This is a genomic window from Actinospineispora acaciae DSM 45401 (assembly GCF_000620785.1).
GTDB classification, from domain to species: Bacteria; Actinomycetota; Actinomycetes; order Mycobacteriales; family Pseudonocardiaceae; genus Pseudonocardia; species Pseudonocardia acaciae.
Map to the genome: position 1 here is coordinate 1 of NZ_JIAI01000030.1, position 26244 is coordinate 26244.

General features: G+C 71.6%; 26 protein-coding genes, 1 tRNA gene and 4 pseudogenes. 9 read left to right on the top strand and 22 right to left on the bottom strand.

Annotated features, from left to right (window positions below; genetic code table 11):
* A pseudogene (locus N912_RS59030) lies at positions 1-345 on the top strand (Acg family FMN-binding oxidoreductase); the annotation flags it as partial.
* 251 nt (positions 346-596) lie between these two features.
* On the top strand, positions 597-1040 hold the full coding sequence (locus N912_RS0146165) for a sigma 54 modulation/S30EA ribosomal C-terminal domain-containing protein (protein ID WP_245645947.1): 444 nt from the start codon (positions 597-599) through the stop codon (positions 1038-1040).
* Here N912_RS0146165 and N912_RS0146170 read toward each other — a convergent pair.
* A pseudogene (locus N912_RS0146170) lies at positions 995-1714 on the bottom strand (DUF4389 domain-containing protein); the annotation flags it as partial. The gene N912_RS0146165 and the pseudogene N912_RS0146170 overlap by 46 nt on opposite strands.
* A gap of 61 nt (positions 1715-1775) precedes the next feature.
* Here N912_RS0146170 and N912_RS59035 point away from each other — a divergent pair.
* Positions 1776-2296, top strand: a pseudogene (locus N912_RS59035) (AIR synthase-related protein); the annotation flags it as partial.
* 2 nt (positions 2297-2298) lie between these two features.
* Here N912_RS59035 and N912_RS0146185 read toward each other — a convergent pair.
* Positions 2299-3513 carry an ABC transporter permease gene (locus N912_RS0146185; RefSeq protein WP_028927768.1) on the bottom strand — a complete coding sequence of 405 codons (1215 nt, stop codon included), beginning with the start codon at positions 3511-3513 and terminating at the stop codon, positions 2299-2301.
* Positions 3514-3767: 254 nt separating this feature from the next.
* Between N912_RS0146185 and N912_RS59040 the strand changes: the two genes are divergently transcribed.
* Positions 3768-4433 carry a TetR/AcrR family transcriptional regulator gene (locus N912_RS59040; RefSeq protein WP_037070183.1) on the top strand — a complete coding sequence of 222 codons (666 nt, stop codon included), beginning with the start codon at positions 3768-3770 and terminating at the stop codon, positions 4431-4433.
* A gap of 93 nt (positions 4434-4526) precedes the next feature.
* Here N912_RS59040 and N912_RS64835 read toward each other — a convergent pair whose 3' ends face one another.
* The 3 genes from N912_RS64835 to N912_RS0146205 all read right to left on the bottom strand — a co-directional run bounded on the left by N912_RS64835 (position 4527) and on the right by N912_RS0146205 (position 6032).
* Entirely contained in the window at positions 4527-4694 is a 168-nt protein-coding gene (locus N912_RS64835; RefSeq protein ID WP_169748076.1) for a hypothetical protein, read from the bottom strand.
* A 503-nt stretch (positions 4695-5197) separates the two neighbouring features.
* Complete coding sequence (locus tag N912_RS0146200; RefSeq protein WP_037070185.1) at positions 5198-5557, bottom strand: SPW repeat protein; 360 nt, start codon at positions 5555-5557, stop codon at positions 5198-5200.
* A 190-nt stretch (positions 5558-5747) separates the two neighbouring features.
* Positions 5748-6032, bottom strand: a complete 285-nt coding sequence (locus N912_RS0146205) for a DUF3040 domain-containing protein (protein WP_028927770.1) — start codon at positions 6030-6032, stop codon at positions 5748-5750.
* 281 nt (positions 6033-6313) lie between these two features.
* On the opposite strand from N912_RS0146205, the gene N912_RS59045 reads away from it, so the two are divergent.
* The 3 genes from N912_RS59045 to N912_RS0146220 are packed head-to-tail and all read left to right on the top strand — an operon-like array spanning position 6314 to position 9436.
* Complete coding sequence (locus N912_RS59045) at positions 6314-6946, top strand: DUF2267 domain-containing protein (protein WP_037070187.1); 633 nt, start codon at positions 6314-6316, stop codon at positions 6944-6946.
* A gap of 14 nt (positions 6947-6960) precedes the next feature.
* Positions 6961-8184, top strand: a complete 1224-nt coding sequence (locus tag N912_RS0146215) for an ABC transporter permease (protein ID WP_028927771.1) — start codon at positions 6961-6963, stop codon at positions 8182-8184.
* A 34-nt stretch (positions 8185-8218) separates the two neighbouring features.
* Positions 8219-9436 (top strand): ABC transporter permease, encoded by a 1218-nt coding sequence (locus N912_RS0146220; protein WP_028927772.1) that lies wholly within the window; start codon positions 8219-8221, stop codon positions 9434-9436.
* Between the two features lie 109 nt (positions 9437-9545).
* On the opposite strand, the gene N912_RS59050 is transcribed toward N912_RS0146220, so the two are convergent.
* The 5 genes and pseudogenes from N912_RS59050 to N912_RS59060 all read right to left on the bottom strand — a co-directional run bounded on the left by N912_RS59050 (position 9546) and on the right by N912_RS59060 (position 13048).
* On the bottom strand, positions 9546-9926 hold the full coding sequence (locus tag N912_RS59050) for an STAS domain-containing protein (protein ID WP_169748077.1): 381 nt from the start codon (positions 9924-9926) through the stop codon (positions 9546-9548).
* 565 nt (positions 9927-10491) lie between these two features.
* Positions 10492-11166: a hypothetical protein gene (locus N912_RS0146230; RefSeq protein ID WP_028927774.1), complete on the bottom strand. Its 675-nt coding sequence runs from the start codon at positions 11164-11166 to the stop codon at positions 10492-10494.
* Positions 11167-11451: 285 nt separating this feature from the next.
* Complete coding sequence (locus tag N912_RS66290) at positions 11452-11964, bottom strand: universal stress protein (protein ID WP_245645944.1); 513 nt, start codon at positions 11962-11964, stop codon at positions 11452-11454.
* Between the two features lie 73 nt (positions 11965-12037).
* A pseudogene (locus N912_RS66295) lies at positions 12038-12379 on the bottom strand (universal stress protein); the annotation flags it as partial.
* A 216-nt stretch (positions 12380-12595) separates the two neighbouring features.
* Positions 12596-13048 (bottom strand): Hsp20/alpha crystallin family protein, encoded by a 453-nt coding sequence (locus N912_RS59060; protein WP_037070196.1) that lies wholly within the window; start codon positions 13046-13048, stop codon positions 12596-12598.
* A gap of 1628 nt (positions 13049-14676) precedes the next feature.
* Between N912_RS59060 and N912_RS0146250 the strand changes: the two genes are divergently transcribed.
* On the top strand, positions 14677-15897 hold the full coding sequence (locus N912_RS0146250) for a tyrosine-type recombinase/integrase (protein ID WP_245645945.1): 1221 nt from the start codon (positions 14677-14679) through the stop codon (positions 15895-15897).
* A gap of 256 nt (positions 15898-16153) precedes the next feature.
* On the opposite strand, the gene N912_RS0146255 is transcribed toward N912_RS0146250, so the two are convergent.
* The 7 genes from N912_RS0146255 to aroH form a co-directional block, all read right to left on the bottom strand.
* Positions 16154-16227 (bottom strand) — tRNA-Pro (locus N912_RS0146255).
* Between the two features lie 93 nt (positions 16228-16320).
* Complete coding sequence (locus N912_RS59065; protein ID WP_084212017.1) at positions 16321-17553, bottom strand: sensor histidine kinase; 1233 nt, start codon at positions 17551-17553, stop codon at positions 16321-16323.
* Positions 17550-18212, bottom strand: a complete 663-nt coding sequence (locus N912_RS0146265; protein ID WP_028927776.1) for a response regulator — start codon at positions 18210-18212, stop codon at positions 17550-17552. The genes N912_RS59065 and N912_RS0146265 overlap by 4 nt, the downstream gene beginning before the upstream one ends.
* A 41-nt stretch (positions 18213-18253) precedes the next feature.
* Positions 18254-19660 carry a ribosome biogenesis GTPase Der gene (gene der, locus N912_RS0146270; RefSeq protein ID WP_028927777.1) on the bottom strand — a complete coding sequence of 469 codons (1407 nt, stop codon included), beginning with the start codon at positions 19658-19660 and terminating at the stop codon, positions 18254-18256.
* Complete coding sequence (locus tag N912_RS0146275) at positions 19660-20325, bottom strand: lysophospholipid acyltransferase family protein (protein WP_028927778.1); 666 nt, start codon at positions 20323-20325, stop codon at positions 19660-19662. Before N912_RS0146275 ends, der begins: the two co-directional genes overlap by 1 nt.
* A complete protein-coding gene (gene cmk, locus N912_RS0146280; RefSeq protein WP_028927779.1) occupies positions 20322-21038 on the bottom strand; it encodes a (d)CMP kinase in 717 nt (238 codons plus the stop codon). The genes N912_RS0146275 and cmk overlap by 4 nt, the downstream gene beginning before the upstream one ends.
* A gap of 45 nt (positions 21039-21083) precedes the next feature.
* Positions 21084-21446: a chorismate mutase gene (gene aroH / locus N912_RS0146285; RefSeq protein ID WP_028927780.1), complete on the bottom strand. Its 363-nt coding sequence runs from the start codon at positions 21444-21446 to the stop codon at positions 21084-21086.
* Between the two features lie 36 nt (positions 21447-21482).
* Between aroH and N912_RS0146290 the strand changes: the two genes are divergently transcribed.
* Complete coding sequence (locus tag N912_RS0146290) at positions 21483-21953, top strand: peroxiredoxin (protein WP_028927781.1); 471 nt, start codon at positions 21483-21485, stop codon at positions 21951-21953.
* A gap of 45 nt (positions 21954-21998) precedes the next feature.
* Here N912_RS0146290 and N912_RS0146295 read toward each other — a convergent pair whose 3' ends face one another.
* The 5 genes from N912_RS0146295 to xerD all read right to left on the bottom strand — a co-directional run bounded on the left by N912_RS0146295 (position 21999) and on the right by xerD (position 26224).
* The gene (locus tag N912_RS0146295; RefSeq protein WP_051581744.1) at positions 21999-22757 is read right to left on the bottom strand and encodes a pseudouridine synthase; all 759 of its coding nucleotides are present in this window, start codon (positions 22755-22757) and stop codon (positions 21999-22001) included.
* Positions 22750-23382, bottom strand: coding sequence for an SMC-Scp complex subunit ScpB (scpB, locus tag N912_RS59070; RefSeq protein ID WP_051581747.1), 633 nt, complete (start codon positions 23380-23382; stop codon positions 22750-22752). The genes N912_RS0146295 and scpB overlap by 8 nt, the downstream gene beginning before the upstream one ends.
* Entirely contained in the window at positions 23355-24164 is an 810-nt protein-coding gene (locus tag N912_RS59075) for a segregation and condensation protein A (protein ID WP_051581748.1), read from the bottom strand. The genes scpB and N912_RS59075 overlap by 28 nt, the downstream gene beginning before the upstream one ends.
* A gap of 2 nt (positions 24165-24166) precedes the next feature.
* Complete coding sequence (locus N912_RS59080; protein ID WP_037070192.1) at positions 24167-25069, bottom strand: ParA family protein; 903 nt, start codon at positions 25067-25069, stop codon at positions 24167-24169.
* A 99-nt stretch (positions 25070-25168) separates the two neighbouring features.
* Positions 25169-26224 (bottom strand): site-specific tyrosine recombinase XerD, encoded by a 1056-nt coding sequence (gene xerD, locus N912_RS0146315; RefSeq protein WP_084212021.1) that lies wholly within the window; start codon positions 26222-26224, stop codon positions 25169-25171.
* Positions 26225-26244: the final 20 nt, after the last annotated feature.

The window sequence follows — 26244 nt, forward strand, 5'->3', positions numbered from 1 at the left end:
GCCGGCCGGGCGCGCCCCCGCGTGGCCGGCAAGGACTTCGAACCGGATCCCCTGATCGCCGTGGTCGGCTCGTTCCACGACCACCGGCTGGCCCGCCTGCAGGCCGGCCAGGCCATGCAACGAGTCCTGCTCACCGCCACCTACCTCGGGCTGTCCGCGTCCTTCCTGTCCCAGGTCGTCGAGGTGCCCGAAACCCGCAAGGACCTGCGCGCGCTGATCGGCGGCGGCCTGTGGCCACAGACCCTGCTCCGGATCGGATACGGCTCACCGGTGCCCCGCACCCCGAGGCGCCCCGTCGCCGACGTGCTCGAACCAGCGGGCGATGGCCATCCCGTCCCCAACTGAGGCCGGTCAGGTTGGAAGGAGCAGGTCACCATCGCCGAACCGCACTCGGAGCCGCACGATCCCGTCCACGTGCAGGTCCCCCGGATCGTCCGAAAGACGTCGCGGCGTACGCCGAGCGAAAGATACGCGGCGTGTTCCGGCACTCCCACGAACCGGTCCTGAGCGCACACTTCCGGCTCACCAAGGCCAACCTGGACGTCAACGGTAGGCCGGTCTGTGTGCACCTGGCGGCGGCCACCGCGCGCGAGGCGGTGGACCTGCTGCACGACCGCCTGCGCGAGCGGTTGCGACACGACCACGCGCGGGCCAGGGGCAACTGGGAGCAGCGGCGCGCCCGGCGCACCTCGAACCGGAAGGGAGAATGGCGGCACGACGACCCGCCGGCGGACCGCCCCCGGCACTTCCCGCGCCCGCCCGAACAACGCCAGATCGTCCGGCACAAGTCGGTCACGCTGGCCCGCTGCGGCGCGGACGACGCTGCCGAGCACATGCGGGCGCTGGACTTCGACTTCCACCTGTTCACCGAGGCCGGCAGCGGACAGGACAGCGTTCTACCTCGACGGCGAGCGCGGCCGAGGCGCCGCCCTCTACCTGCGCTACGACGGGCACTACGGCCTGATCACTCCGGCCGGCTGGTGACCTCCCCGGCTTCGGCGGCGTCCGCGCCGCCCTGGTCCAGCCGGAACGGCGGGTAGCTGTCGGTGAGCAGCGTGACGTAACCGACGACCCGCCACGCCCACCGGTTCAGCCCCACCACCAGGTCGAACAGCCCTCGCGGGTACCGGCCGGTGAACAGCAGCGCCACCGCGGCGAACAGCACCAGCAGGGCGATCAGGCCCCACCCGCCGACCCGGTAGACGACCACGTCACGGTCGACGCCCGTGCCCATGCGCTCGGGCCAGCCGCGCCACGACCCGCTCGGACCGCCCCAGAACACGGCCAGCACCAGATAGTGCGGGATCGCCAGCAGCCACCACTTCACCAACGCAAGGCCCCGGGACAGCCGTTGCGGGTAGTCGACCTCCAGGCGGGCCGGGTAGTCCGGAACGTCGGCCAGGGTGAACGGCGGGTACCGATCGGTGCCCAGCGCCGAGTAGCCGTAGTAGTTCACCCGCCAGGACCATCGCATCACGCCCACGTTGAACTCGAAGATCCACCGGGGATACGCCCCGGTGGCCAGCACCGCCACCCAGGCCACCACGGTGAGCACCGCGAACGCGATCCACAGCGCGATGAGCACCACCCAGTGCGGGATCAGCAGCAGCCACTTCACCAACCACAGCCACCGGGACAGCGGTTCCTCCAGGCGGGCGTGCAGCCGGACCGGAAAGCCAAGCGCGGACGCGCTCGGCGGAGTCGGGGTCGCCATAAAATAGACGGTGCAATCTCGGGTCCTGCTCGGATAGGGGCATTGGTCCCCGGCTCGAACCGAACGGGGCCGAGTGACCCCGCGCTTTGTCACCACCGCCGGGGTCGGCCTGCTGGACCGTCCGTTCACGCCGTCCGCGTCGGGGGTCCGACCAGGGGACGCGGTGCTGGTGTCCGGGCCGATCGGCGACCACGGGACCACGGTGATGCTGGCCCGAGGCGAGCTCAAACTCAGCGCAGACGTCCGCTCGGACACCGCGCCGCTGCACGGCATCGCCGCCGACGTCGCGGTCGTGCTGGACGAGCGGGCGGTTCCGGTCCGCCCGGCGGTCACCGGGGCCGCCGTGCTGCTCGGCATCGACCCGCTCTACGTCGCCTGCGAGGGCCGCATGCTGGCCGTGGTCGCGCCGGACCGGGCCGACGCGGCGCTGGCGCGCTCGCCGCGCACCCGCTCGGCGACGGCGCGGCCGTGATCGGCACGGTGCGCGACGACCCGCCCGGGATGGTGCTGCTGCGCACCGCGTTCGGCGGCACCCGCATCGTGGACGTCCTGGTCGGCGACCCGCCGCCGCGGATCTGCTGACCTCACTGGTACCGCAGCGCCTCGACGGGCTGCAACCGGGCGGCCCGCCGCGCGGGGTAGCCACCCGCGACCAGGCCGACGAGCAGGCTCACCCCGAACGACATCAGGATGGCCCACACGGACACCTCGGGCGCGCCGAAGTCCGGCACCATCCTGGGCATGATCACCGCCGCGATCAGCGTGATGCCCACCCCGACCACCACCCCGACCAGTCCGCCCATCCCGGCCAGCATCACCGACTCGATCAGGAACTGCTTCATGATCGCCCCACGCGGCGCGCCGATCGCCTTGCGAATGCCGATCTCATGCGTCCGCTCGGTCACCGAGACCAGCATGATGTTGGCCACCCCGATCGCGCCGACGATCAGCGAGATGCCGCCCACCGCGACGATGAACAGGTTCAGGAACATCATGAACTGGTTGATCTCGTCGACCTGGCTCTGCATCGCCTGGATGTCGAAGTCCCGCTTGGCGGGGTCCCGGATGTGGTGGCGCTCGGACAGGATCCGGGTGATCTGGTCGACCGCGGCCGGCACGGATGCCACGTCGGTCGCCTTGATGGCGATCATGTGGACCGCGTCGCCTCCCACCAGGTTGGCCCTGGCGGTGGACAGCGGCATCAGCGCGACGTCGTCGTTGTAGCTGTCCTTCTTGAGCACCCCGATGACCTTGAACGTCGCCCTCCCGATCCGGATGTTCGAGCCCACCGCCCTGCCGGCGTCGCCACCGAAGAGGCTGGCCACCACATTGACCCCGAGCACCACGACCCTGGCCGAGGCCCGCTCGTGCTCCTCGGTGAAGATCGAGCCGAGCAGGGGGGCGCGGTTGGTCACCCTCATGTAGTCGGTGGTCGAGCCGGCGATCTTGGTCCGATGGATGCCGTTGTCCTTGGTGGCCAGCGCCTCGCCCTGGATCACCGGAATGACCATGGCCACGTCCGGCGCCCGGGCCTTGTCGTACAGCGCCTCGACGTCGGCCATCTTCAGGTCCTTGGCCTGCCCGCCGCCCGGAACCGAGCCCTGCACCTTGTTCACGATGATCGCGGTGGCCAACTGGCCGAAGCCCTCGGCGAACGCGGCCTTCATCCCGTTGCCCAGGCCGATCAGGACGATCACCGCCGTCACCCCGATCACGATGCCCAGCGTGGTCAACGCGGACCGCAACCGGTTGGTGCGCAGGGCACGCGCGGCGACGGTGACCGCCTCTTTGAGGTTCATGTTCCGGTCCGCCTTCCCGTATCGCCGGACCGAGGGTGTCTCCCCCAGACCGGTGACCTGTGCCGAACGTGGTGCCCTGGCACCGGGAGTCGCGGCAGCCCGAGGCATCGGCGCCGGCTGACCGAACGCCGCACGTCAGCGGTGGTCATCCGCCCACCTCCCCGTCTACGGCCGCTCCAGGGAGACGTGACATTACTTTGAATGACTTTGTCATCCGAAGGGTAATTGGTCGTCGACATGAGAGGCTGGTCGACATGTCTTCTCCCGGCCGGCAACCCCGGCGGCCACGGCGCTCACCCTCACCGGAGCAGCGGCAACGGGACCCGGAGCGCACCCGCGCGCGCATCCTCACCGCAGCGACCGAGGAGCTCTCCGAGAAGGGCATCGCGGGCCTGCGGGTCAGCGCGATCGCCGCCCGCGCCGGGGTGAACAAGCAGCTCATCTCGTACTACTTCGACGGCAAGGACGGGCTGCTGCGCGCGTTGGGGACGCGGTGGCGGGAGCGCAAGCGCGACTACGACCGGGCTGAGTGGTCGTTTCCGGAGGTGGTCGCGGCGTACACCCACGCGGCCAACTCCGACCCCGTCGGCACCCGGCTGCTCGGCTGGGCGGGACTGACGTACCCCACCGGCAAGGAGCATCCGGACCTGCCCGCGAGCGCCGAGCAGTGGCGGCGCGACCTCGACGACCTGCGCCGGCGCCAACGCGACGGCGAACTCGCTGACGACCTCGACCCCGCGTGCGTCCTGCTGGCGGTCGTCGCCGCCACCGCCGCGCCCACCCTGCTGCCGCACATCGCCTACGGCATCACCGGCGCCGAGCCGAACTCCCCCGAGTTCGTGCGGCACTACACCGAGCAGATGACCCGCATGATCGACCGGTTGTCCGCCCGCCGCCGGCCGCCCGAACGACGGGAATAGGCCTCACCTCGGGGCCGGCCGCGCCTACCGTCAGGCGTCCGCCTGACCTTCGTCGAGGGCACGTCGGGCACACCATCGTGCAGTTGGCGCAGGTCAGGAAGCGGGCGGCGACGTGTCCCAGTGCGAGGACTCGCGGGACTCGCGCAGCAGCGCGGGCAGGTCCACCGGGGGCATCCGCCGGCCCATCCGGGTGGCCGCGTCCGCCACCCGGCCGCGCGGCCCCGGCCAGTTCGTCGGCCGAGGCGTCGACGTGCGGCACACCGGCCAGTACCCGCGCTCCCCTCCGGGGTGCCTACCTCCACCACGAACCGATGGCCCTGCTCATCGATGCGTTCGGTGAGCGCCAGGTCGTAGCCGGGCCCGGCGGCGGGACCCGTTCCCATCGAGGCGCAGAAGCACACGCCGCTCGGCTCGGTGCGGTGCGCGGCGACGACGAACGCGGCGCGCCTGGCCCGGACGAACGAGCCGTCCGGGTCGCCCCGCCGGCGCAGCCGATACCGCCCTGGCTCGGCGTCCGCGGTCCACCCCGCCGGCAGCGACGCCGCCGAGGCCAACTCGTCCAGCACGATCGCGCCATCCCGAACCGTTGGCCCGACCACCCGATAACCCGCCGCACGCAGCGCCTCGACCAGCCGGTCCAGCCCCGGCCGGTCGAGCACCACCGGATCCCACTCGGACTCCGCCACCCGGTTCACGTCCTCATTGTGGTCTCGGACCCGGTCGGCCGCGCCGACGTTCGGCACGGCCGGCCGGGTAGTTGAGGATCAGTGCTGAGCGGTCAACCGGTGACCACCGATCGTCGACCGCACACCGATCAACGACACGACGATCGCCACACCGCCGGCGATCCACGAAACCCACGCCGCGTTGGTGTTGGCCACGTAGCCCATGACCCAGGGCGCGATGAACAGCAACACCCCGAGCACCAACGTCACCCACTCGCTCGCGGTCGCCCGCGCCGGCTGCGCCAGGGAGAACAGGCTCACCAGCGCCAACAAGACACCCAGCACGACCAACACGACAAACGCCTGGAACGTGACGGCCACCGCGACCGGCGCCAGGGCCGCCAGGACCCCGACCACCACCATCGTCCAGTCTTCCCACCTGCTCCACGCATTGCTCATCTTCGTCTCCCCGTTTCCTTCGTCCCCGGCAACCGACGCGGTCGCCTGGCCGAATGCTCGGCCGCCGGCGCGCGCCCGAGCAGGGCCGACGTGCTCGGAATCCTGGGGACGAAAGAACCCCGCATCACGCGCCCCGGTCGGCCCTACAGGCTCGCCGAGGACCGCTCTGGCCGCCCTCATCGCGAACGAATCAGCCGCTGGCGGGTTGGGAGAAGCGTCGTCTCCGCAGGATGAACACGCCGACCGCGAGCAGGGCCGCGACGACGCCCGCCCCGGCGGTACGGCCCGGTGTCACCGCCAGGCACGTCACCGCGAGCAGGCCGGCCAGCACGATGGTGGCGTCGTACCCGTACCGCAGCCACCGAGAGGCCCGGCCGGTCAACGGGCGGTTCATCACCTCCGCGAACCGCTGGTCCTCCTCGGCGAGACGTTCCTCGATCTCCCGCAAGGTGCGGCGTTCGCGCTCGCTGAGCATGATGCCTCCTCTCGTCTGCCGTGATCCTGGTGCCCGACACCGACGCTGGCGTAGGGCCGTTGTGCCTGATCAACCGCCCCGAACGGACACAGGTTGAGATCCCTTGGTCCCATCGACCACAGCCGTGGGCCGTCACAGGTTGCGCCGGCAAGAAGACCGCGTACCCCGACACCCAGGACGGACCCCGTCACGAGTGGGGCCGAACGACCCTGGTCACCACCGGCCAGCCCACCGACCCTACGAGTACGCCGGACCTGTGCCGGAATGGAAGGAGGCAGATCATGACAGCGCCGAGCCCGCACGGCCTGGACAACCTGGTACGAGCCGGCCACACCGCCGACGTGTGGTTGGACACGGTCGCCCGGTGGCTGGGTACGAAGGACCGCCATTACGCCTACCGCGTGCTGCGCGCCTGGCTACACACCGTCCGCGACCGCGTCACCGTCGACGCCGCCGCCCACTTCGCGGCTCAGCTGCCCACGCTGTTGCGCGGGCTGTTCTTCGACGGCTGGACACCGAGCCAGGTGCCTGTCAAGTACGACGCCGAGCAGTTCGTCCGCACCGTGGCCCAGGAGGCGAACGTCTCCCTCGTGGACGCCCGGAAGGCCATCCCCGCCGTCGCCGCCGCACTCACCGAACGCTGCGCCCCCGGTCAGCTGGAGCATCTGTGCGCCCAGCTGCCCGCCCCCATCCGTGCGCTGTTGCGACCGAGCGCGCGGACCTCCACCCGACTCGAAAGCGTCGAGCACGCCACCCAGGCCGCGCTGGAAGCCCTCGGGACCCTGGTGCGAGGCCTCGAGGAGCTCCCGGCCGACGAACCCCGGCCGGAACGCATCAGCACGGCGGCCCGGCGTGCGCACGCGGTCCTGCTGGAAGCGGCGGCCTCCGACCGCGCGCCCGCGAACACCTCCTGAGCTCGGACGACACCATGGACCTGTCGGACGCGTTCCGGGCGGCGTTGCGCGCGCTGCGGGTGAACAAGATGCGTTCCGCGCTGACCACGTTCGGCATCGTGATCGGCATTGCGGCGGTGATCATCGGTGTCGCGCTGGGCAACGGGGTGAAGGCCTGGTTCGACGAGCTGGTCGGGCCGCTGATGACCCAGATCACCGTGACCTCGTCGGCGGGGCACATGGCCGGGGCGGTCCCGGTCAGGGACCTCAGCGACGCCGACGTCACCGCCCTGCGCGACCCGGCGAAGGCACCGGACATCGCCTCGGTGACGCCGGTGGTGTCCGGCGGGGTGGTGCTGCGGGCCGGCACCGGGGAACGCCGGATCACCGTGCTCGGCTCCACCGACGACTACCTCACCGTGACCGACCGCAAGCTCGCGGCGGGCCGGCTCCCCGACCGGGAGCGAGCGCGGACCGGGGTCGCCTCGCGGGAGATCGTGCTCGGCCCGACCCCGGTCAGGGAGCTGTTCAACGACGAGCCCTCCGCCGTGCTCGGCCAACAGGTCCGGCTGGACCGCACCACGTTCCGGGTCGTCGGCGTGCTCACCATGAACGGCCAGCAGGACGACATCGCCCTCATGCCGATGCAGTCCGCGCGCACCTACCTGTTCGGCAACGACACCACCGTCAACCAGCTCATCGTGAAGGCCACCAACGTGGCCACCGTGCCGGCCGCCACCGAGCAGGTCACCGCGATCCTGGACGCCCGACACCACATCGCCGCCCCCTCGCGCCGCGACTTCGAGCTGCTCAACCTGCAGCGCCTGATCGAGCAGCGCCAGCAGTTCCTCGACGCGCTGCAGGGCTTCATCGCGATCATCGCGGCGATCTCGCTGCTGGTCGGCGGCATCGGCGTGGCCAACATCATGCTGGTCTCGGTCACCGAACGCACCCGCGAGATCGGCCTGCGCAAGGCCGTCGGCGCCTCCGCCACCGCGGTCGTCCGGCAGTTCCTGATCGAGTCCAGCGTGCTGGCCAACGCGGGCGGCGTCGCCGGCGTGCTGTTCGGGGTGCTGGTGTGCCAGGTCGGCGCGGTCGTGATCCCCCGCGTCACGGACACCTTCCCGGCCCCGGTCGTCTCGCCCGGCTCGGTCGCGGTGTCGTTCGGGATCAGCGTCGCAATCGGCGTCGTGGCCGGGCTCTACCCGGCCGTCCGCGCCGCGCACATGCACATCGTGGACGCCCTGCGCTACGAGTGACCGCTACGAGTGACGAGGGGTGGGGAACCCGCCGATGAACCTGTGGGAGGGATTCCGCGCCGCCCTGCGGGCGTTGCGGGCCAACAAGCTGCGCTCGGGCCTGACCACGCTGGGCGTCGTGATCGGGGTCGCCGCGGTCATCCTGGGCGTGGCGCTGGGCACCACGCTGGAGGCCTACTACTACCAGCTGGTCGGACCACTGGTCAGGCAGGTCATGGTGACCAAGACGACCGGCCAGCTCGCCGGCGCCGCCCAGGTCCAGGACATCACTGAGAACGACGCGCGCGCCCTGCGCAACCAGGCCAAGGTCCCCCATGCCGTGTCGGTGTCGACGCTGGTCAAAGGGGGCGCAACGCTGGACGCGGGCGCCGGCCAACGACGGGTGACCGCGATGGGAGTTCCCGACGACTACCTGACCGTCGCCAACCGCAAGCTGGCGGCCGGCCGGTTCCTCGCTCCCACCGAGGCAGGTCCCGCCGTTCGAGAGATCGTTCTGGGCGCCACCCCGGTCGAGGAGCTGTTCGGCGGCAACCCGAACACCGCACTGGGCCAGCGGGTCCGACTGGCCGGCACCCCGTTCACCGTGGTCGGCACGATCACGGCGAACGGCCTGGAGGACGACACCGTGATCGTCCCCAAGCGAACCGCCCGCAGCCACCTGTTCGGCAAGGACAACGCCGTCGACCAGATCGTCGTGGAGACCAGCGACCTCACCATGGTCCGTCAGCTCAGCGACGAGGTCACCGCCGTCCTGGACAACCAGCACAACATCACCAACCCGTCCCGGCGCGACTTCGAGGTCCTCAACTTCCAGTACGAGATCGAGCAGGACATCAAGTTCCTCACCGGCCTCCGGGCGGCCATCGCGACGATCGGGGCAATCTCGCTGCTCGTCGGCGCGATCGGGATCGCCAACATCATGCTGGTCTCCGTCGCCGAACGGATCAAGGAGATCGGGATCCGCAAGGCGGTCGGCGCCACCCGAGGCGCCGTCCTACGGCAGTTCCTGACCGAGTCGGTCATGCTCACCGCCACCGGAGGCCTGACCGGCGTCGTCCTCGGCGTGGCCGTGACCGAGGTGGCGGCCCTGCTCATCCCACATGCGCTGCCCGACCTCCCATCCCCAGCCGCATCACCCACCTGGTCACTCATCGCGTTCGCGGTCAGCGTCCTGGTCGGCATCCTCGCCGGCGGCTACCCCGCCTATCGCGCCGCCCGACTACACCCCCTCGACGCGCTACGCCACCAATAGACGCGGTCGGCCAGGTTCGGCCACCCCGGCCCCATCGCTCGGCAGGGGCCGGCCCGTGCGATGCCGACGCGGTGATCAACCTCGTCGGCACGCCGGGTCGACGGGCGAGCTAGGGCTGGTCGGCGGTCTCGGGCCGGTAGCCGCGCCGAGGGGGCAGCTGGCCGCCGCGCCAACCGGGCAAGGCGTCCAGGGCGCCGACCGCATCGCGAAGCTCCGCGCGCAGCCGCTCGTCGGCACCGGTCAGCATGAGGTCGCCGCCGCTTGCGCAGAGCTGACTCCGCACCCATGCCAGCGTTCGCGCCAGGCTCGGTTCGTAGCTGGTCACACCCGAAAGATCCAAACGCACCTCGATCGCGCCGGCCGCGCGCCAACCGGCAAGCTCGGCCCGCACCCGGGCGATCCCCGCCCGGTCCAGCCGGCCGTCAACACTGACCGCGGCATAGGCATGAATTCGTGGCGTTGTATCGATCCCCGGCTCCGCGATGTTCATCGACACCGCGCTCCTTCCACATCGGGCCGAGCGCATACCCTCCAGTCGCTCTCCGCTCGCACGAGCGCGCGCCCAGCCTCACGTGCGAGCCCCGACGTTAGGCCGGTAGAGCTACGACCGTTACCGCCGAACGAGCCACCCCCCGATCGACGTACACCGCCGCCGAGGACGCACCCAACCCCGCGGTGCGTCGGCCGGACCTTCGCCCCTACTCCTGGACGAACGCCGCGCGGAACCCAGTTCGGCGAGCGCCTTCGCGATCCTGACGTCCAGGCCACGACGCGGCCGGCGGCCACCGACCTGTCGACCGCGATCAACTCGAGCGTCGAGGAGATCGGCCGGAGGGCACGACCCGGCGCCGCGCGGGAGCAGGACGACGCGCAGCGCCCGGCATCGTAGACAGGGCGGCGGCCTCGCGATCTAGGCGAGGGAGAGGAACAGCTTCTCCAGCTTGGCCGGGTCGACCTGGCTTTGTTCGCCGTTGGCGATGCATTGCTGCAGGCCAGAGGCGATGATGGCGAATCCGGCCTCGTCGACTGCGCGGGATACGGCGGCGAGCTGGCGGCTACCACCCGGGTGGCTTCGGAACCGACAGTGGATCTTGCGAGGGAACCTGCACGGCGATCTCCCCGCCCAGCTCCGCTCCCCCGGCCAACTCAAGACGATCACCGCTCCAGAACCGGCCGGCGTCGTACCAGCCCGGCCGGCGGTTGCCGGGCAACAGCCCCATAGCCTCATAGGTGACGGCGACGATCTCCGCGCAGTACGCGGTCTCCAGAGTGAGGTCGCCGCGGTGTCGATGCTTCCTACTCGGCAGCCGGCCACGCAGCCACCGGGACGCCAGTCGTGCCGTCGACGGGAACGGGGTCCCGTCCAGCCGCGCGATCGTGCGCAGGACAGCGTCCTCCATCTCGCCGGTGACCGGGCCGTCGAGCTGACGTAACCACACCCGCTGCCGGTACTTCGTAGCCCACACGACCACCGCCTCACGCAGGTCGTGCAACTGCGCGCCACGCTGGTGCACGCCGGACCACAGATCCGGCAAGGAGCGGCCCAGCTCGGCATGCCACATCAACGCCGGCAAATCCTCGATCACCACAGACATCCCGACGTGGTTGACCGGGCTGTTCGTCGTGGCCCGGATGACCCGATCGGCCGCGGTGTGACCTCGGAACAACCAGACGTCACCGGTACGCGTCACCTCGACGGCGTCATCGAGATCAAGCTCCGCGCCCGGCATCGCCCTAGCCTAGAAAGATGAACCGGTGGAAGCTGGTAGGCCTGGCCGGAGTCGTCGGAGTCGCCGCGACCGGAGTCATGATCGCGCGTGAGCACCGACGCCGCCACGCCTACACCCCCGACGAGATCCGCGAACGGCTGCACACTCGCCTCGCTCAGGCACCATCCCAACCCGCCACCAACACGCACAACGACCCGACGCCACCATCAAATAGACACTGACACGACAAACTCGGAATCGAACACGACCGAACGAACACACGAAACCCGGCCGACGCCGAGACGCTCACCTCACCTGGGTGAGGTCCGCCCTGACCACCGCAACCGGGCACGGCGCGCGGTGCAGCACGGCGTGGCTCACCGAGCCGAACATCAGGCCGGCCAGGTGCCCACGCCCACGCGAGCCCACCACCAGCAGCTGCGCGCGGTCAGCACGGTCGACCAGGGCGTGCGCGGCGAGGCCACGCAGGACCAGCCGCCGGACCTGGCCGTCGGGATACTTCCCGGTCCACCCGGCCAGCCGCTCGGCCAGCAGCTCCCGCTCGCCGGTCTCGAGGGCCTCCCAGTCGATCAGCGGTGATACCCGGGAGTCGAACATCAGGTCGGACCAGGTGTGCACGGCTACCAGCGGTACGCCGCGCACGGACGCGGCCTCGTAGGCGAACGCGACGGCCGCCTCGCTGTCCGGCGAGCCGTCGACACCCACCAGCACCGGGAGCTCCGCCGACGAGCGATCCCGCTCGGCGCCCCGAACGACGACGACCGGACACGCCGCGTGCGCGGCCAGTGAGACGGCCACCGACCCGACCAACCGGCACCGGGTGACCGTCCACCACGTCCCGCTCGACCCGTAACTCGGGGGCGATCCGCTCGACCACCGCCGAGGCCGCGCCGAGCTGGTCACCGATCAGGCGCAGCATCAGCTCCCGGTGGCCTCCCGTGCCCAGCGCGTCGCCCACGGGCAGCACCTCCGACCAACCGAACGCGTTGACCAGCCGCACCGCCAGCCCCCGACGGCGCGCCTCCTCGGCCGCCCACCGGACCGCGGCCAGCGCGAACTCCGACCCGTCGACACCGACCACAACCGCGCGCCCCACCATCGACGACGGCATCGCGCCTCCTCCTTCACCGCTCTCGCACCCGACCGTCGCATCAGCGACTGCAGGCGAACTGCGGCTCACGGCCCGGATTCGGAGGACCTTCGGCCGGTGCATCTACTTCCCCGAGGCCGCCGACGGTGGCGACGGACATGACCATCGACGCCGACCCCCGGCCGGAGGCGACCACGGTCCCGGGGCCGCCGGCACCCCGCCCGAGGCCCTCGGGCTCGTGGCACCGGCCTGGGCGGACACGGCCCACGCCCACCGCTCGCGATGCGGTCGGCCACCGTGAGCCGGCGGCCGACCGCATGCCGGATCCCCCGGCTCGTGTCACTTCCCCTTGTTGATAGCGATCTTGGTGGGCTCCCGGCCGGCCACCGAAGCCGGAACCGGAACCCGGACCTCCAGGATGCCGTCGCGGTAGCTCGCGGTGATCCGCGACTCCTCGACACCCTCGGGCAGCGGCAACGTGCGGGTGAGCCGACCGTAGCTCAACTCGTGACGCACGTACCCCTTGTCCTTCGACTCCTCCTCGATCCGACGCTCGGCATCGATCCGCAGCATCCCCTCCGACACCGACAGCACGACATCCTTGTCCGGATCGATACCGGGCAGCTCGGCCCGGACCACGATCGTCTCACCGTCGCGGTACTCATCGACTCGGATCAGGTCCTCACCGGGCCAATCCCAGGCCAACCCGAACGGCCTATGCATCGGCAACGACCGCATCCACTCGTCGAACCACGAACTCAAATCCGTTGCACGCGCTCGACGCGCCAGCATCGCCACGCTGAACCTCCCATCGGCTGTTATCACTGACCCCCCGAGCCTGCTCGCCCACGCCAAAACCGGTCAGGGCCGTTCGTCACCACCTAGGCGGGAACCTGGTCAATGAACGCCCGGTGATCGTTGGTGGAGGCCAAGCCGGGCCGCTCGGGCGAGGTCTTTCGGGCTCGCACGACGTGACCTTCAACCCTGTGTGCGGCCGCGCCCCGCGCGCATGCTTGTTCGCGTCGGCTCACGCAGAGAACCGAGCCGGCACCGACCTCGACCGCCACCCCCTCGGCAGTCGGGAAGCGCGATCGGGCAAGCGGTACACAGCGTCCAGGCTCGCCCGATCGTGCGGTGCCGATGGCTGGACCCGCCACCGGTCGCTGGGGAGCCGTCCGAGGTGAACGGTATTGGTACTTCCTGGTATCGAACGTTGCGCAGTTCGACCGCTCGACAGCAGCGTCCATCGAGATTAGCCCGGGGCTGTTCAAGATCACGAGGCAGGCAGAGCACCATGACGCCCGCCAAGACGGGATCAAGCTGTAGCGCCAACGAATGCGGCCACGCTCGCTGCCATGGCCAGGTGGCCGTCGTTCGGAGTCGGACCAGCGATCGTGGCGTCGGTGTCGAGTCCGGCAAGCGCGTATGTCCGTGGGGCCACCGCTATGTCCTATCCGATCTCACTGATGACCACAGGGGCTCGCCGTCTGTGGGCCAGGTGTGGGACAGACACAGCATCGCTGCCTAAACGTCCTGGTCAGCCGGCGATTGGCGCTGCCCTCCGAAGGCGGGAGCGCAGGTTCGAATCCTGCCGAGGGCACCAACCTGCGCCGAGAGGTGACGGCCCAGACGGCCCCGGTGCGAGCGAACACCTATGTTCCGTCACGCGGGCAGGCGCTGTCACCGACCAGCCCGACACTGTTCAGGCACCTCAGAACCAGCCTGCGTCGCCCGCGGCCTCAAGGTTGCCGAGCTCGGCGACGTTCGTCGGGACCGAACAGCTCGGATCATGGCGGGCCGCCTAACAGGCAATGTCGGCGGCGACCACAGCATCCGTCGCATCGCGATCAGCGCTACCTACGCCTCGCATCAGTGGCGCGTCATCGGTCTGCGCACTCGCCGCGTTGCATATGACTCGCGGCGGCTGCCCCGGGCGAACACAGACCGACCAGACGATCTTGCTCGGGCGTGAGTGCGTCATCTCGGGCGCGTCCCGGGCACCACTACGTCCACAATGGACGGGCTGTATACGAAGTGCAGACTCCAGAACAGAGACGCAGGTCGGACGAGCGCCGACCGTAGACTGTTGGGTGCGCCGCCAGGGGCTAGAACCCCGAACCCAGTGGTTAAGAGCCAGCGTCCCTGGGGCTACGGTCAACGTCCAGCCACGTCCGGCGTTCTCCAGAGGCGGAGCGCAGTTCCGAAGGCACCAGCCTGAGTCGACGCCGCCATCGATGCGTGACGCTACCTCGCGCCTATTCCTTCGCCCGCCGGTGACGTAGCGACAAGTGCCAGGTCCCGGACCTGCGGTGATGTGGCTTGTGGTCGCTATGTGGTCGCACCCGGGCGCACGCTGATCAGATCCCCGCGTCACCAACCACGCGCGGGGTCGTCCCACCGGAGCCGCCAAGGAGACGATCATGATCAGGAACTCGAACCGAGGCCGTGTCTACCGCCGCTGCGCCTGCCGCGACACCGCCGGCAAACAGTTGGGTGCGCGCTGCCCGCTGCTGGCCAACCGGCGCCATGGCCGATGGGCGTTCGCCGTCGACCTACCCAGCCTGTCGGGTTGGCGGCACACCATGCGCCGCTGCGGCTACCCCACCCAGGCCGACGCCCGCGCCGCGCTGCGCCACGTCCTGGCGTGCGAGCGCGCCGGCGTGCATCTCGATGACCGGCAAACCGTCGGTGACTACCTGACCGACTGGTTGGCGGGCAAGGCCATGGCTCTCAAGCCCACCACCCTGGCCCGCTACCACGACTACATCACCAAAGACCTGGCCCCCGCTCTCGGCGCGATCCGGCTCGAGGAGCTCACCCACCACCACCTCGCCGGGTTCATCCGCGACCAACTCGCCGCCGGCCGTGGCCCGATCACCCTGCGCCGCTGCGTGGCCACCCTGTCCAGCGCGCTCAACGACGCGGTCCGGCAACGCCGCCTGGCACATAATCCGACCCGCTATACTCGGGTCCCTCGACCGCCACGCCGCGAGCGCGTCTGCTGGACACCCGCCCAAGCCGTAGTGTTCCTGCGCCACTGCGCCAGCATCCGCGACCCACTCACCGAGCTGTATGAGGTGATCATGGGCACCGGCATGCGTAAGGGCGAAGCGCTCGCCCTGCACTGGGCCGACGTCGACCTGGCCGAGCGCATGCTGTTCGTCCGCTACACCCTGTCCAACGTCAACAACACCACACCGGTGTTCACCACTCCCAAAACCCGCACCAGCTACGCCTGGATCGGCCTCTCCCACCGGGTCGTGCGCGCACTCGAGAGGCAGGCCGATCGACAGCGCCTTCAGCGTCTCGCCGCCGGACCAGCCTGGGCTGAGCGAAACCTGGTGTTCACCCGCGCCACCGGCCGCCCACTCCGACCCGAATACGTCGTGCGGCACCTGCACAAGCTCACCGACGCCGCCGAACTGCCGCGTATCCGGGTGCACGACCTGCGCCATTTCGCCGCCACCACCATGCTGTCCTCACACGTCCCCCTCGCCATGGCGTCGAAAACGATGCGGCACTCGACCTTGTCCACCACGACCGAGATCTACGGCCATTTACTCCGCCACGTCGCCTACCAGGCCGTCGACGCGATCGACACCGCCCTCACCACCGCCGAACACCACACCCAGGCCGCCTGAGACCACCACGCGACCACCCCACAACCACATCACCGCAGCGTGAGCAGGCAAAACACCAGGCCACCACACGATCGACCCCTCACCGAGGACGCCACCCGACGACAGCTGGTCGGGATGCGACCACCATGCGACCACGTTCACCCGTGTGAGTGGTCACGACGGCGGCCACCGAGATCACCACAGCCGATCACGCGGACATGAAAAAAGGCCCGCTGACCTGGGCTTCTGCCCAGCCAGCCGGCCTTCTTCACCACCGTCGGGACGACAGGATTTGAACCTGCGACCCCTTGACCCCCAGTCAAGTGCGCTACCAAGCTGCGCCACGTCCCGATTGCCCCCCGTGGGGCAACGGTAGCCTACCGCGTGCGCGATCGGCGTGGACAACCGGTCGTGGCGACCCCTCGAACACCTAGTAGCGCGCGATCAGTGTGCTCGGGCGCCCTTGGCGGCACTACCGTCGTTGGTCGCCTCGTCGGTGGCGACTTTGGTATCCCTAAGTGGGCGTTCGGGGGGTGGCGCGGGCTGGTCGGCGGTGCGGTCCAGCGGCGGCGTGGGCAGCCGGCCCTGGACGGCGAAGCCGCCCTTCGTGGTGGGGCGGGCTCGCAGGCGGCCGCCCATCATGCCGATCCGTTCGGCGAGGCCGGCGAGGCCGCCGCCACCGTGGCCGGGCGGGAGCGCCATGCGCGGGCGGGGCGGGCGGCCGTTGGTGATGGTGACCCGCAGCTCGGTGGCCCAGCGTTCCAGCTTGACCTCGACGTCGGCGCCCCGGGCGTGCTTGGCGGCGTTGGTCAGGGACTCCTGGACCAGGCGGTAGACGGTGCGTTCCACGCCGAGGGGGAGGTCGTCGCCGAGGGTGCGTTCGCCGATCAGCTCGACGTGCATGCCCGTCTCGCGGGCGCGCAGCACCAGGTTGGGCAGGGCGGCGATGCCGGAGCTGAGCTCGGAGTCGGTGCCGAGCAGGCCGAGGGCGGCGCGCATCTCGGCCAGGGCGCGCTTGGCGAGGACGCGCAGGCGTTCGGCGGTCTCGCGGGTCTGCTTGTCGTGGCTGGTGGCGGCGAGGGCGGCGGCGCCGACGGCGATCATGGTGGCGTGGTGGCCGACCGCGTCGTGGATCTCCCGGCCGATGCGGTCGCGTTCGGCGGCCCTGGCCACCTCCTCGCGGGCGGCCACGGTGGCCTCCCTGGCCGCCTCCAGGTCGCTCAGGCTGTCCTCGAGCTGCTCCTGGGTGGTGATGAGCATGCCCAGGACGGCGGGCGCCAGGCTGTACAGGCCGGCGGCGATCACCGTCATGATCATGTCCGGCCAGCGCAGGGTCTGCGTCACGAACACCGGGGCCACGGCGGCGGCGCAGCAGAGGACCGCCCAGGGCAGCGTGGTCAGCCGCCGGCCGCTGGAGCGGCCGACCGCGTACAGGCCGACCATCGCGGGCGGCCAGCCGAGCCCGCCCACCAGCGCGGGCACGCAGGCCAGCACCGCCAGCCAGGGCCACCGGTAGCGCAGCGGGAGCACCGCGCAGGCGGCCAGCCCGGCCGCGAGCGACCAGGGGAACGGACCCGGCTCGCACAGCAGCACCACGGCCACCGGGATCACCACGCCGAGCACCCGGACCCACCAGGTACGAGGCCCTGGCACGCCGCCGGCGCGGGTGACGCTCATCCGACGCCGAGTCCCTGGGCGAGCAGCGCCGCCTGCACCCGGTTCTGCGCGCCCAGCTTGGCCAGGATCCCGGACACGTACTTCTTCACCGTCGCCTCGGCCAGCCCGAGGTTGTCCCCGATGGCGGCGTTGGAGTGGCCGCCGGCGATGAGGGTGAGCACCTGGCGTTCGCGCAGGGTCAGCTCGTCCAGCCGGACCGGGCTGCACTCCGGTTGGCCGGCGACCAGCCTGGGCAGCAGCCGCGCGGTGATCCGGGGGTCGAGCACCGCTCCCCCGGCCGCCAGGTCCAGCACGGCGCGGATCAGCGCGGCCGGCTCGGCGTCCTTGAGCAGGAAGCCCTGGACGCCGATGCGCAGCGCCTCGGTGACGTAGCCGTCCAGGTCGAACGTGGTGAGCACGGCGGCCGGCGGCGGGTCCTGCTCGCGGGCCAGGGCACGCAGCGCGGCGAAGCCGTCCACCCCGGGCATCTGGACGTCGACCAGCACGACCTGCGGGCGGTGCCGGCGCACCGCGTCGAGCAGCTCGGCGCCGTCGGCCGCCTCCGCGACCACGTCCACGGTGCCCTCGGCCTCCAGCACCACCCGCAGACCGGCGCGCAGCAGCGGCTCGTCATCGGCCAACACGACCCGCACCGGCAAGTCGAGCTGCCGGCCGGCCATGCTGACCTCCTGGTGGATCGAGGCGAAGCGAGCCTCTCATCCTACTGTCTGCGCCGGCGCTCCCGGACCCGTACCGAGATGCGAACGGGGCTGCCGGTGAAGTCGAAGTCCTCGCGCAGCCGGCGCTCCAGGAACCGCCGGTAGGACGCCTCCAGGAAGCCCGTGCTGAACAGGACGAACGTCGGCGGCCGGGCCTGCGCCTGGGTGGCGAACAGGACCTTCGGCTGCTTGCCGCCGCGCACCGGCGGCGGGTTCGCCGCGATGACGTCGGCCAGCCAGCCGTTGAGCACCCCGGTGGGGATGCGGCGGTCCCAGGACTCCAGCGCGGTGCGCAGCGTGGGCGCGATCTTGGCGACCGCCCGGCCGGTGAGCGCGGAGACGTTGACCCGCTCGGCCCACCGCACCCTGACCAGGTCGCGGTCCAGCTCGCGGCCCATGGCCAGCCGGCGGTCCTCGTCGACGAGGTCCCATTTGTTGAACGCCAGCACCAGCGCGCGGCCGGACTCCTCGACCATGCGGATCACGCGCTGGTCCTGCTCGGCGATGGGCTCGGACGCGTCGATCAGCACGACGGCCACCTCGGCGGCGTCGATCGCGGCGCGGGTGCGCAGGCTGGCGTAGTACTCCATGCCGCTGGCGGTGCGGACCCGCTTGCGCAGCCCGGCGGTGTCCACGAACCGCCAGGTCTGCCCGTCCAGCTCGACCAGCGAGTCGACCGGGTCCACGGTGGTGCCGGCCACCGGGTCCACCACCGAGCGCTGCTCGCCGGTGAGGCGGTTGAGCAGGCTGGACTTGCCCACGTTCGGCTTGCCCACCAGCGCGACCCGCCTCGGCCCGCCGACGGGCCCGATGACGTCCCTCGGCGTCTCCGGCAGGGCGTCCAGGATGGCGTCGAGCAGGTCACCGGAGCCTCGGCCGTGCATGCCGCTGACCGGGCGCGGCTCGCCGAGGCCCAGCGACCAGAGCGCGGCGGTGTCGGGGATCAGCCGCTCGTCGTCCACCTTGGTGGCGGCCAGCAGCACCGGGCGGTCGGAGCGGCGCAGCACCCTGGCCACCGCCTCGTCGGTGGCGGTGGCCCCGACCTGCGCGTCGACCACCAGCAGGATCGCGTCGGCGGTGGCCATCGCCAGCTCGGCCTGGGCCGCCACGGCCGCGCGCAGGCCCTCGGCGGAGGGCTCCCAGCCGCCGGTGTCCACCAGGGTGAAGCGCCGGCCGTTCCACTGGGCGTCGTAGGCGACCCGGTCCCTGGTCACGCCCGGGACGTCCTGCACGACGGCCTCGCGGCGGCCGATCAGCCGGTTCACCAGTGTGGACTTGCCGACGTTGGGCCGGCCGACCACGGCCAGCACGGGCTGCACCTGGTCACCGGCGTCGCCGGAGTCGGCGGGGTCGGACCCGTCCGCCAGCCCGATCGGGCCGGCCGTCTCGTCGTTGCCTTCGGTACTCATCACGCCTCCCGCGCGGCGTGGCCGTCACGCAGTTCGTCTAGTTCGGTGATCAGGTCGGCGAGCGCCACCCTGACCTGTTCGGTGGCGGCGGTCAGCCCGGCGCGCCCGCGCTCGGCCGTCACCTGGAACGGCTCCCCGACAAGCACGTCCACCCTGGGCCGGAACCGCCGGCCCGACCCGTCCGGGCGGCGGGTGCCCCGGCAGACCACCGGGAGCACCACCGCCCCGGTGGAGCGGGCCAGCCAGGCCGCGCCGCCGCGCGCCGAGGCGGCGTCCCCGACGCCCCGGGTGCCCTCCGGGAACACGGCCACCATGCCGCCCGCGCGCAGCACCGCCTGGGCTGCGAGCAGCGGCGCGCGGTCGGGCTCGCCCCGGCGGATCGCCAGCTGCCCGATCCGCACCAGGCACCGGCCCACGACGCCGCGGAACATCTCGTGCTTCACCAGGAACACCACCCGCCGGCCGACCAGCCCGTACAGCAGCGGGCCGTCCACGAACGCGCTGTGGTTGGCGACCAGGACCACCGGGCCGTCGGCGGGCACGTTGCCGATGTTGTACAGGTAGAGCCGGTACATCGGCCGGAACAGCCAGGATCCGACCCACCGGGCCAGGTCGTGCAGGACGGGCCAGGCGCCGGCGGGCAGGCCGGTCTCACGCCCGTTCACCGTGCGGTGCCCCCGCTCACCAGGCCGCGCTCGGCGACCAGCTCCAACAGCGCGGACAGCACCCCGTCCACGTCCAGCTCGGAGGTGTCCAGCGTGACCGCGTCGTCGGCCGGACGCAGCGGGGACGCCGCCCGCCCCGAGTCCAGCGAGTCGCGCCGGCGCACCGCGACCAGGGTGCTGGCCAGGTCGCCGGTGCGCCCGGCGCGGCGGTCCTCGCTGTCCCTGCGGCTGGCCCGCACCTCGTCGGACGCGGTCAGGTAGACCTTCAGCGGCGCGTCCGGGGCGACCACGGTGCCGATGTCACGGCCCTCCACCACGATGCCGAGCCCGGCGGCCAGCGCGTCGGCGATGGTCCGCCGCTGCTGGTCGACCAGCCGGACGCGGACCGTCGGGTGCGCCGACACCGCGCTCACCGCCGAGGTCACCGCCTCGCCCCGGATCTCGTCCGCGACATCCTCGCCGTCCAGCCGGACCGTGGGTACGTCCGGATCGCTGCCCACCTCGACCACGGCGGCCACCGCCACCGGGATCGCCGAGGGCGCGGCCGGATCTTCCCCGGCGCGCAGCACGGCCAGCGTGGCCGCCCGGTACATCGCCCCGGTGTCCAGGTAACGCGCGCCCAGCCGGGCCGCCAACCCGCGCGCGACCGTCGACTTCCCGGTGCCGGACGGACCGTCCAGCGCGACAACCCCGCGCAACCGCTCAGCACCCACGGGACTCCATTCTGCCGTGTCGTGCCCGAGGGTCGAACGTGCGGGTCAGCGCGGCAGGTCGGTGCGCAGCGCGGCGGCCCCGCGCAGGTAGACGTGCCGGACGTCGGCGCGTGTCCGGGGCGTCTCGACGTGCGCCATCACCCGCAGCACCTTCGGCATCGCGCCGGGCACCGCGATCTCGGTGGCGCACAGCAGCGGGACGTCGGTGAGGCCCATCTTGCGGGCCGCGTACGCCGGGAACTCGGCGGTCAGGTCGGGGGTGGCGGTGAACAGCATCGAGATCACGTCGTCCGGCGCCAGCTCGTTGCGGTACAGGATCTCGGCCACCAGCTCGGCGGACGCGTCCAGGATCTCGTCTCGGTCGTCGTTGTCTACCTGCGTTGCTCCGCGCACGGCCCGAACTGGCATAGAGGCAACCATACGTCGCCGCGATAACCTGGGCAGGTGGACATCGGCGACCAGGTCGGCGACTTCGAGCTGCTCGACCAGGCGGGCGCGCCGCGCCGGCTGAGCACCCTGCTGGCGAACGGCCCGGTGGTGCTGTTCTTCTACCCCGCCGCGTCCAGCGCGGTCTGCACCAAGGAGGCCTGCCACTTCCGCGACCTCGGCGCCGAATTCGCCGAGGTGGGCGCCCAGCCGGTCGGGATCAGCCCGGACGCCGTCGGCAAGCAGGAGCGGTTCGCCGCCGAGCACTCCTTCGGCTTCCCGTTGCTGTCCGACACCGACGGCACGGTGGCCAAGGAGTTCGGCGTATGGCGCCGGCTCGTACCGATCCACACCAAGCGAGCCACCTTCGTGATCGGCCAGGACAGCCGCGTCCTCGCCGTGGTCAGAAGCGAGCTCGGCGCCGAACGCCACGCCGACGACGCCCTCCGCGCCCTGAAGGACCGCGGGTCAAGACCCGTGAGTGGTTAGCGGTGCTATGACACCGCTAACCACTCACGGGGTCTGACCTGGGGGTTAGAGGCCGACGGCCTTGTAGAGGGAGGCGAGCTCGGGCCTGGTGAGCGGGCGGAGGGTGCCGGGGCGTTGGGGGCCGAGCTTGACGTCGGCGATCGCGGTGCGGACCAGCCGGCGGACGGGGTGGCCGACCTCGTCGAGCAGGCGGCGGACGACGTGCTTGCGGCCTTCGTGCAGGCGCAGCTCCACCATGGCCTTGCCGGCGTGCGAGTCCACCACGCGGAAGGAGTCGACCCGGACGGGGCCGTCGGCCAGCTCGACGCCGTCGCGCATCCGCCGGCCCAGGTCGCGCGGGATCGGGCCGGGCACCTCGGCGAGGTAGGTCTTGCCGACCTCGAACGAGGGGTGCATCAGCCGGTGCCCGAGCTCGCCGTCGTTGGTGAGCAGCAGCAGGCCCTCGGTGTCCGCGTCCAGCCGGCCGACGTGGAACAGCCGGTCCCCGCGCCCGGCGACCAGGTCGCCGACGCACGGGCGGCCCCTGTCGTCGGACATCGCGGACAGCACGCCGCGCGGCTTGTTCAGGGCCAGGTGCACCACGTCGTCGCGCAGCTCGACGCGGGCGCCGTCCACCCGGACCACCGCGACGGACGGGTCGATGCGCCGGCCCATCTGCCGGACCACCTCGCCGTCCACGCTCACCCGGCCCTCGGCGATGAGCTCCTCGGCGGCCCGCCGCGACGCGACGCCCGCCTGGGAGAGCACCTTCTGCAGCCGGATGCCCGTCGGCGCCGCTGCGATGTCGGAACGCTGGTCAGACATCGTCGATCGCGTCCACCTCGGGCAACAGCGGGGCCAGCGGGGGTAGCTCCGCCAGCGAGGACAGCCCGAGCCGTTCCAGGAACAGCTCGGTGGTGCGGTACAGGATGCCCTGGGTCTGCGGGTCGACGCCGGTCTCCTCGACCAGGCCCCTGGTCAGCAGCGTCCGCATCACGCCGTCGACGTTGACGCCGCGCACCGCCGACACCCGCGCCCTGGTCACCGGCTGGCGGTAGGCCACCACCGCGAGGGTCTCCAGCGCGGCGCGGGTCAGCTTGGCGCGCTGGCCGTCGCGCATCATCCGCTCGACGTAGGGGGCGTAGCGGTCCCGGGTGTAGAACCGCCAGCCGCCGCCCACCTGGCGCAGGTCGATGCCCCGGTCCTCGTCGCGGTAGCGGGCGGTCAGCCGGTGCAGCGCCTCGGTGACCCGCTCGGTGGGCTGCCCGAGCGCCTCGGCCAGCCCCGCCTCGTCCGCCGGCTCGTCGACCACCAGCAGCAGCGCCTCCAGCGCCCGCTCCAGGACGTCGTCGTCGGCCAGCTCGTCCGGATCCAGCGCCTCGACGACCTCGGGCTCTTCGGTCTCGGGCTCCTCGGTCTCGATCACGGCCGGTCCTCCCGCCCGGTCCAGCTCACGATCAGCTCGCCGAACGCCTCCTCCTGGTCCAGCGCCACGCTCGCCTCCCGGAACAGCTCCAGCACGGCCAGGAAACGAGCGACGACCTGCAGCGGTTCCTCGCAGTCGGCGGTGAGCTGGTGGAAGCTGGCCCGGCCCAGCTCGGCCAGCCGTTCGCGCAGCACCGCCATGTGCTCGGGCACCGAGACGCGACCGGCGTGCAGGTGCTCCAGGGAGACGGTCGGCGGCGGCTTGGGGCGGAACACGGCGGCGGCCAGCTCGGCGAACCGCTGGGCGTCCATCCCCAGCATGACCTCGGGCAGCAGCTCGGTGTAGCGGCCCTCCAGCGCCACCGACCGCGGGTAGCGGCGCAGCGCCGAGGCCTCCAGCTCGACGAAAAGGCCGGCGACCTGCTTGTACGCCCGGTACTGCAGCAGGCGGGCGAACAGCAGGTCGCGCGCCTCCAGCAGGGCCAGGTCCTCGACGTCCTCGACGTCGGTCCCGGGCAGCAGGCGGGCCGCCTTGAGGTCCAGCAGGGTCGCCGCGATCACCAGGAACTCGGTGATCTCGTCCAGGTCGGCGTCCTCGCCGGAGTCGGCCAGCGCCCTGGTGTGGGCGATGAAGTCGTCGGTCACCTGGTGCAGGGCGACCTCGGTGACGTCCAGCTCGTGCCGGTTGATCAGCTGGAGCAGCAGGTCGAACGGACCGTTGAAGTTCTCCAGGCTCACCGTGAACCTCGGTGGGGGTAACTCGCCGGACTGGACCTGCTCCGGCGCACGCTCCGGTGTCGCGAGCACGCTCACTGCGCCGCCGCCTCCCGCGCGATGACTTCCCGGGCCAGGTGCCGGTACGCCTGGGCACCCGACGAGGTCGGCGCCCACCGCGTGATCGGCTCACCGGCCACGGTGGTCTCCGGGAACTTGACGGTCCGGTTGATGGTGGCGTCGTAGACCAGCTCGCCGAACGCCTCGACGACCCGGGTGCGCACCTCCCGGGTGTGCACGGTGCGCGGGTCGTACATGGTGGCCACGATGCCGCTGATGGACAGCTTGGGGTTCAACCGGGCTCGTACCTTCTCGATGGTGTCGATCAGCAGCGCCACCCCGCGCAGGCTGAAGTACTCACATTCCAGCGGGATCAGCACGCTGTCCGCACAGGCCAGCGCGTTGATGGTGAGCAGGCCCAGCGACGGCTGGCAGTCCACCAGCACCATGTCGTAGTCCGCCAGCAGCGGCTGGATGGCGCGGCTCAGGGCGTGCTCCCTGCCCACCTCGGTGACCAGCTGAACCTCGGCGGCCGACAGGTCGATGTTGCTCGGCAGCAGGTCCATCCCGGGCACCTTGGTCGGGATGACGACCTCGTCGGGCTTGCTGTCGTTGCTGATGAGCAGGTCGTGGACGGTGCGTTCGAGCTGCTGCGGCTGTACGCCGAGGCCCACCGACAGCGCGCCCTGCGGGTCGAAGTCCACCAGCAGCACCCGCCGGCCGTACTCGGCGAGGGTCGCCCCGAGGTTTATCGCCGAGGTGGTCTTGCCCACCCCACCCTTCTGGTTCGCCACCGCGATGACCCGGGCCGGCCCGTGAAAGCTCAGCGGGGCGGGCTCGGGGGCGCTGGCGCGGTGGCGGCCGCCGATGTGGTCCTCCGGGGGTGATGGATCGTCGGCTGGCACCGGCCCTGGGTTCGTCGGCCGGGGTGTCGACATGGGGGCTCCTCTGACAAATGTCCACCGACAGGGTAGGCGGCGGCCCCGACACCGCCCAAAGCGCCCCGCCGATGGCGTGTCGTCTTTTTCAGTGCCCTGTTATCCCCGGGCACGGGGGTGCGCCAGTGTGTAGACCTCGCGCAGTGAGTCCACCGTGACCAGTGTGTACACCTGAGTTGTGGTGACGGACGCGTGGCCGAGCAGCTCCTGCACCACGCGGACGTCCGCGCCGCCTTCCAGGAGGTGCGTGGCGAAGGAGTGGCGCAGGGTGTGCGGCGACACCGGCTCGGTCACGCCGGCGCGCTCGGCGGCGGTCCGCAACGCCTGCCAGGCGCTCTGCCGGGACAGCCGCCCGCCGCGCGCGTTGAGGAACAGCGCGGGGCTGCCCCGCCCGCGCATCGCCAGGCCCGGACGGGACCGCACCCGGTACGCCTCCAGCGCGGCCACCGCCGGCCGGCCGATCGGCACCAGCCGCTGCTTGCCGCCCTTGCCCGCGAGCAGGGCGCTGCGGTCGTCGAGGTCGACGTCGTCCAGGTCCAGGCCGACGGCCTCGGAGATGCGGGCGCCGGTGGAGTAGAGCAGCTCCAGCAGGGCCCGGTCGCGCAGGCTCAGCGGCTCGTCCAGCCCGCAGGCCTCCAGCAGCCGCTCCACCCGGTCCAGCGGGAGCGCCTTGGGCAGCCGGCGCGGCGGGGTGGGCGGATGCACGTCACGGGCCACGTCGGTGGCCAGCAGGCCGTCGCGGACCGCGAACCGGTGCAGCCCGCGCACCGCGACCAGCGTGCGCGCCGCCGAGGAGGTGGCCAGCGGGGGGTGCCCGGGGTCGCCCTCGCGCAGCCCGGCCAGGAAGTCCGACACCATCGCCTCGGTGACCTCGGACAGCTCCGCGACGCCGCGAGTGCCCAGGTACTCGCCGTATCGCCGCAGGTCACGACGGTAGGACCGGAGGGTGTTCTCGGCGATCCCGCGCTCCACGACGAGGTGGTCGAGGTAGCCGCGCAGCAGCTCGGCGACCCCGGGTGGCACGACCGGTTCCTCGGCGGGCGCGGGACGCGGCGCGGGGGTGGACGCGGGGGTCGACGCAGGGGTGGGCGCGGCACCGGCCGGCGCCGTCCCGGTCGGCACCGTCGAAGCGGCCGCCGTGCCCACTACCGTCATGAGGGCGCCATCCTACGGCC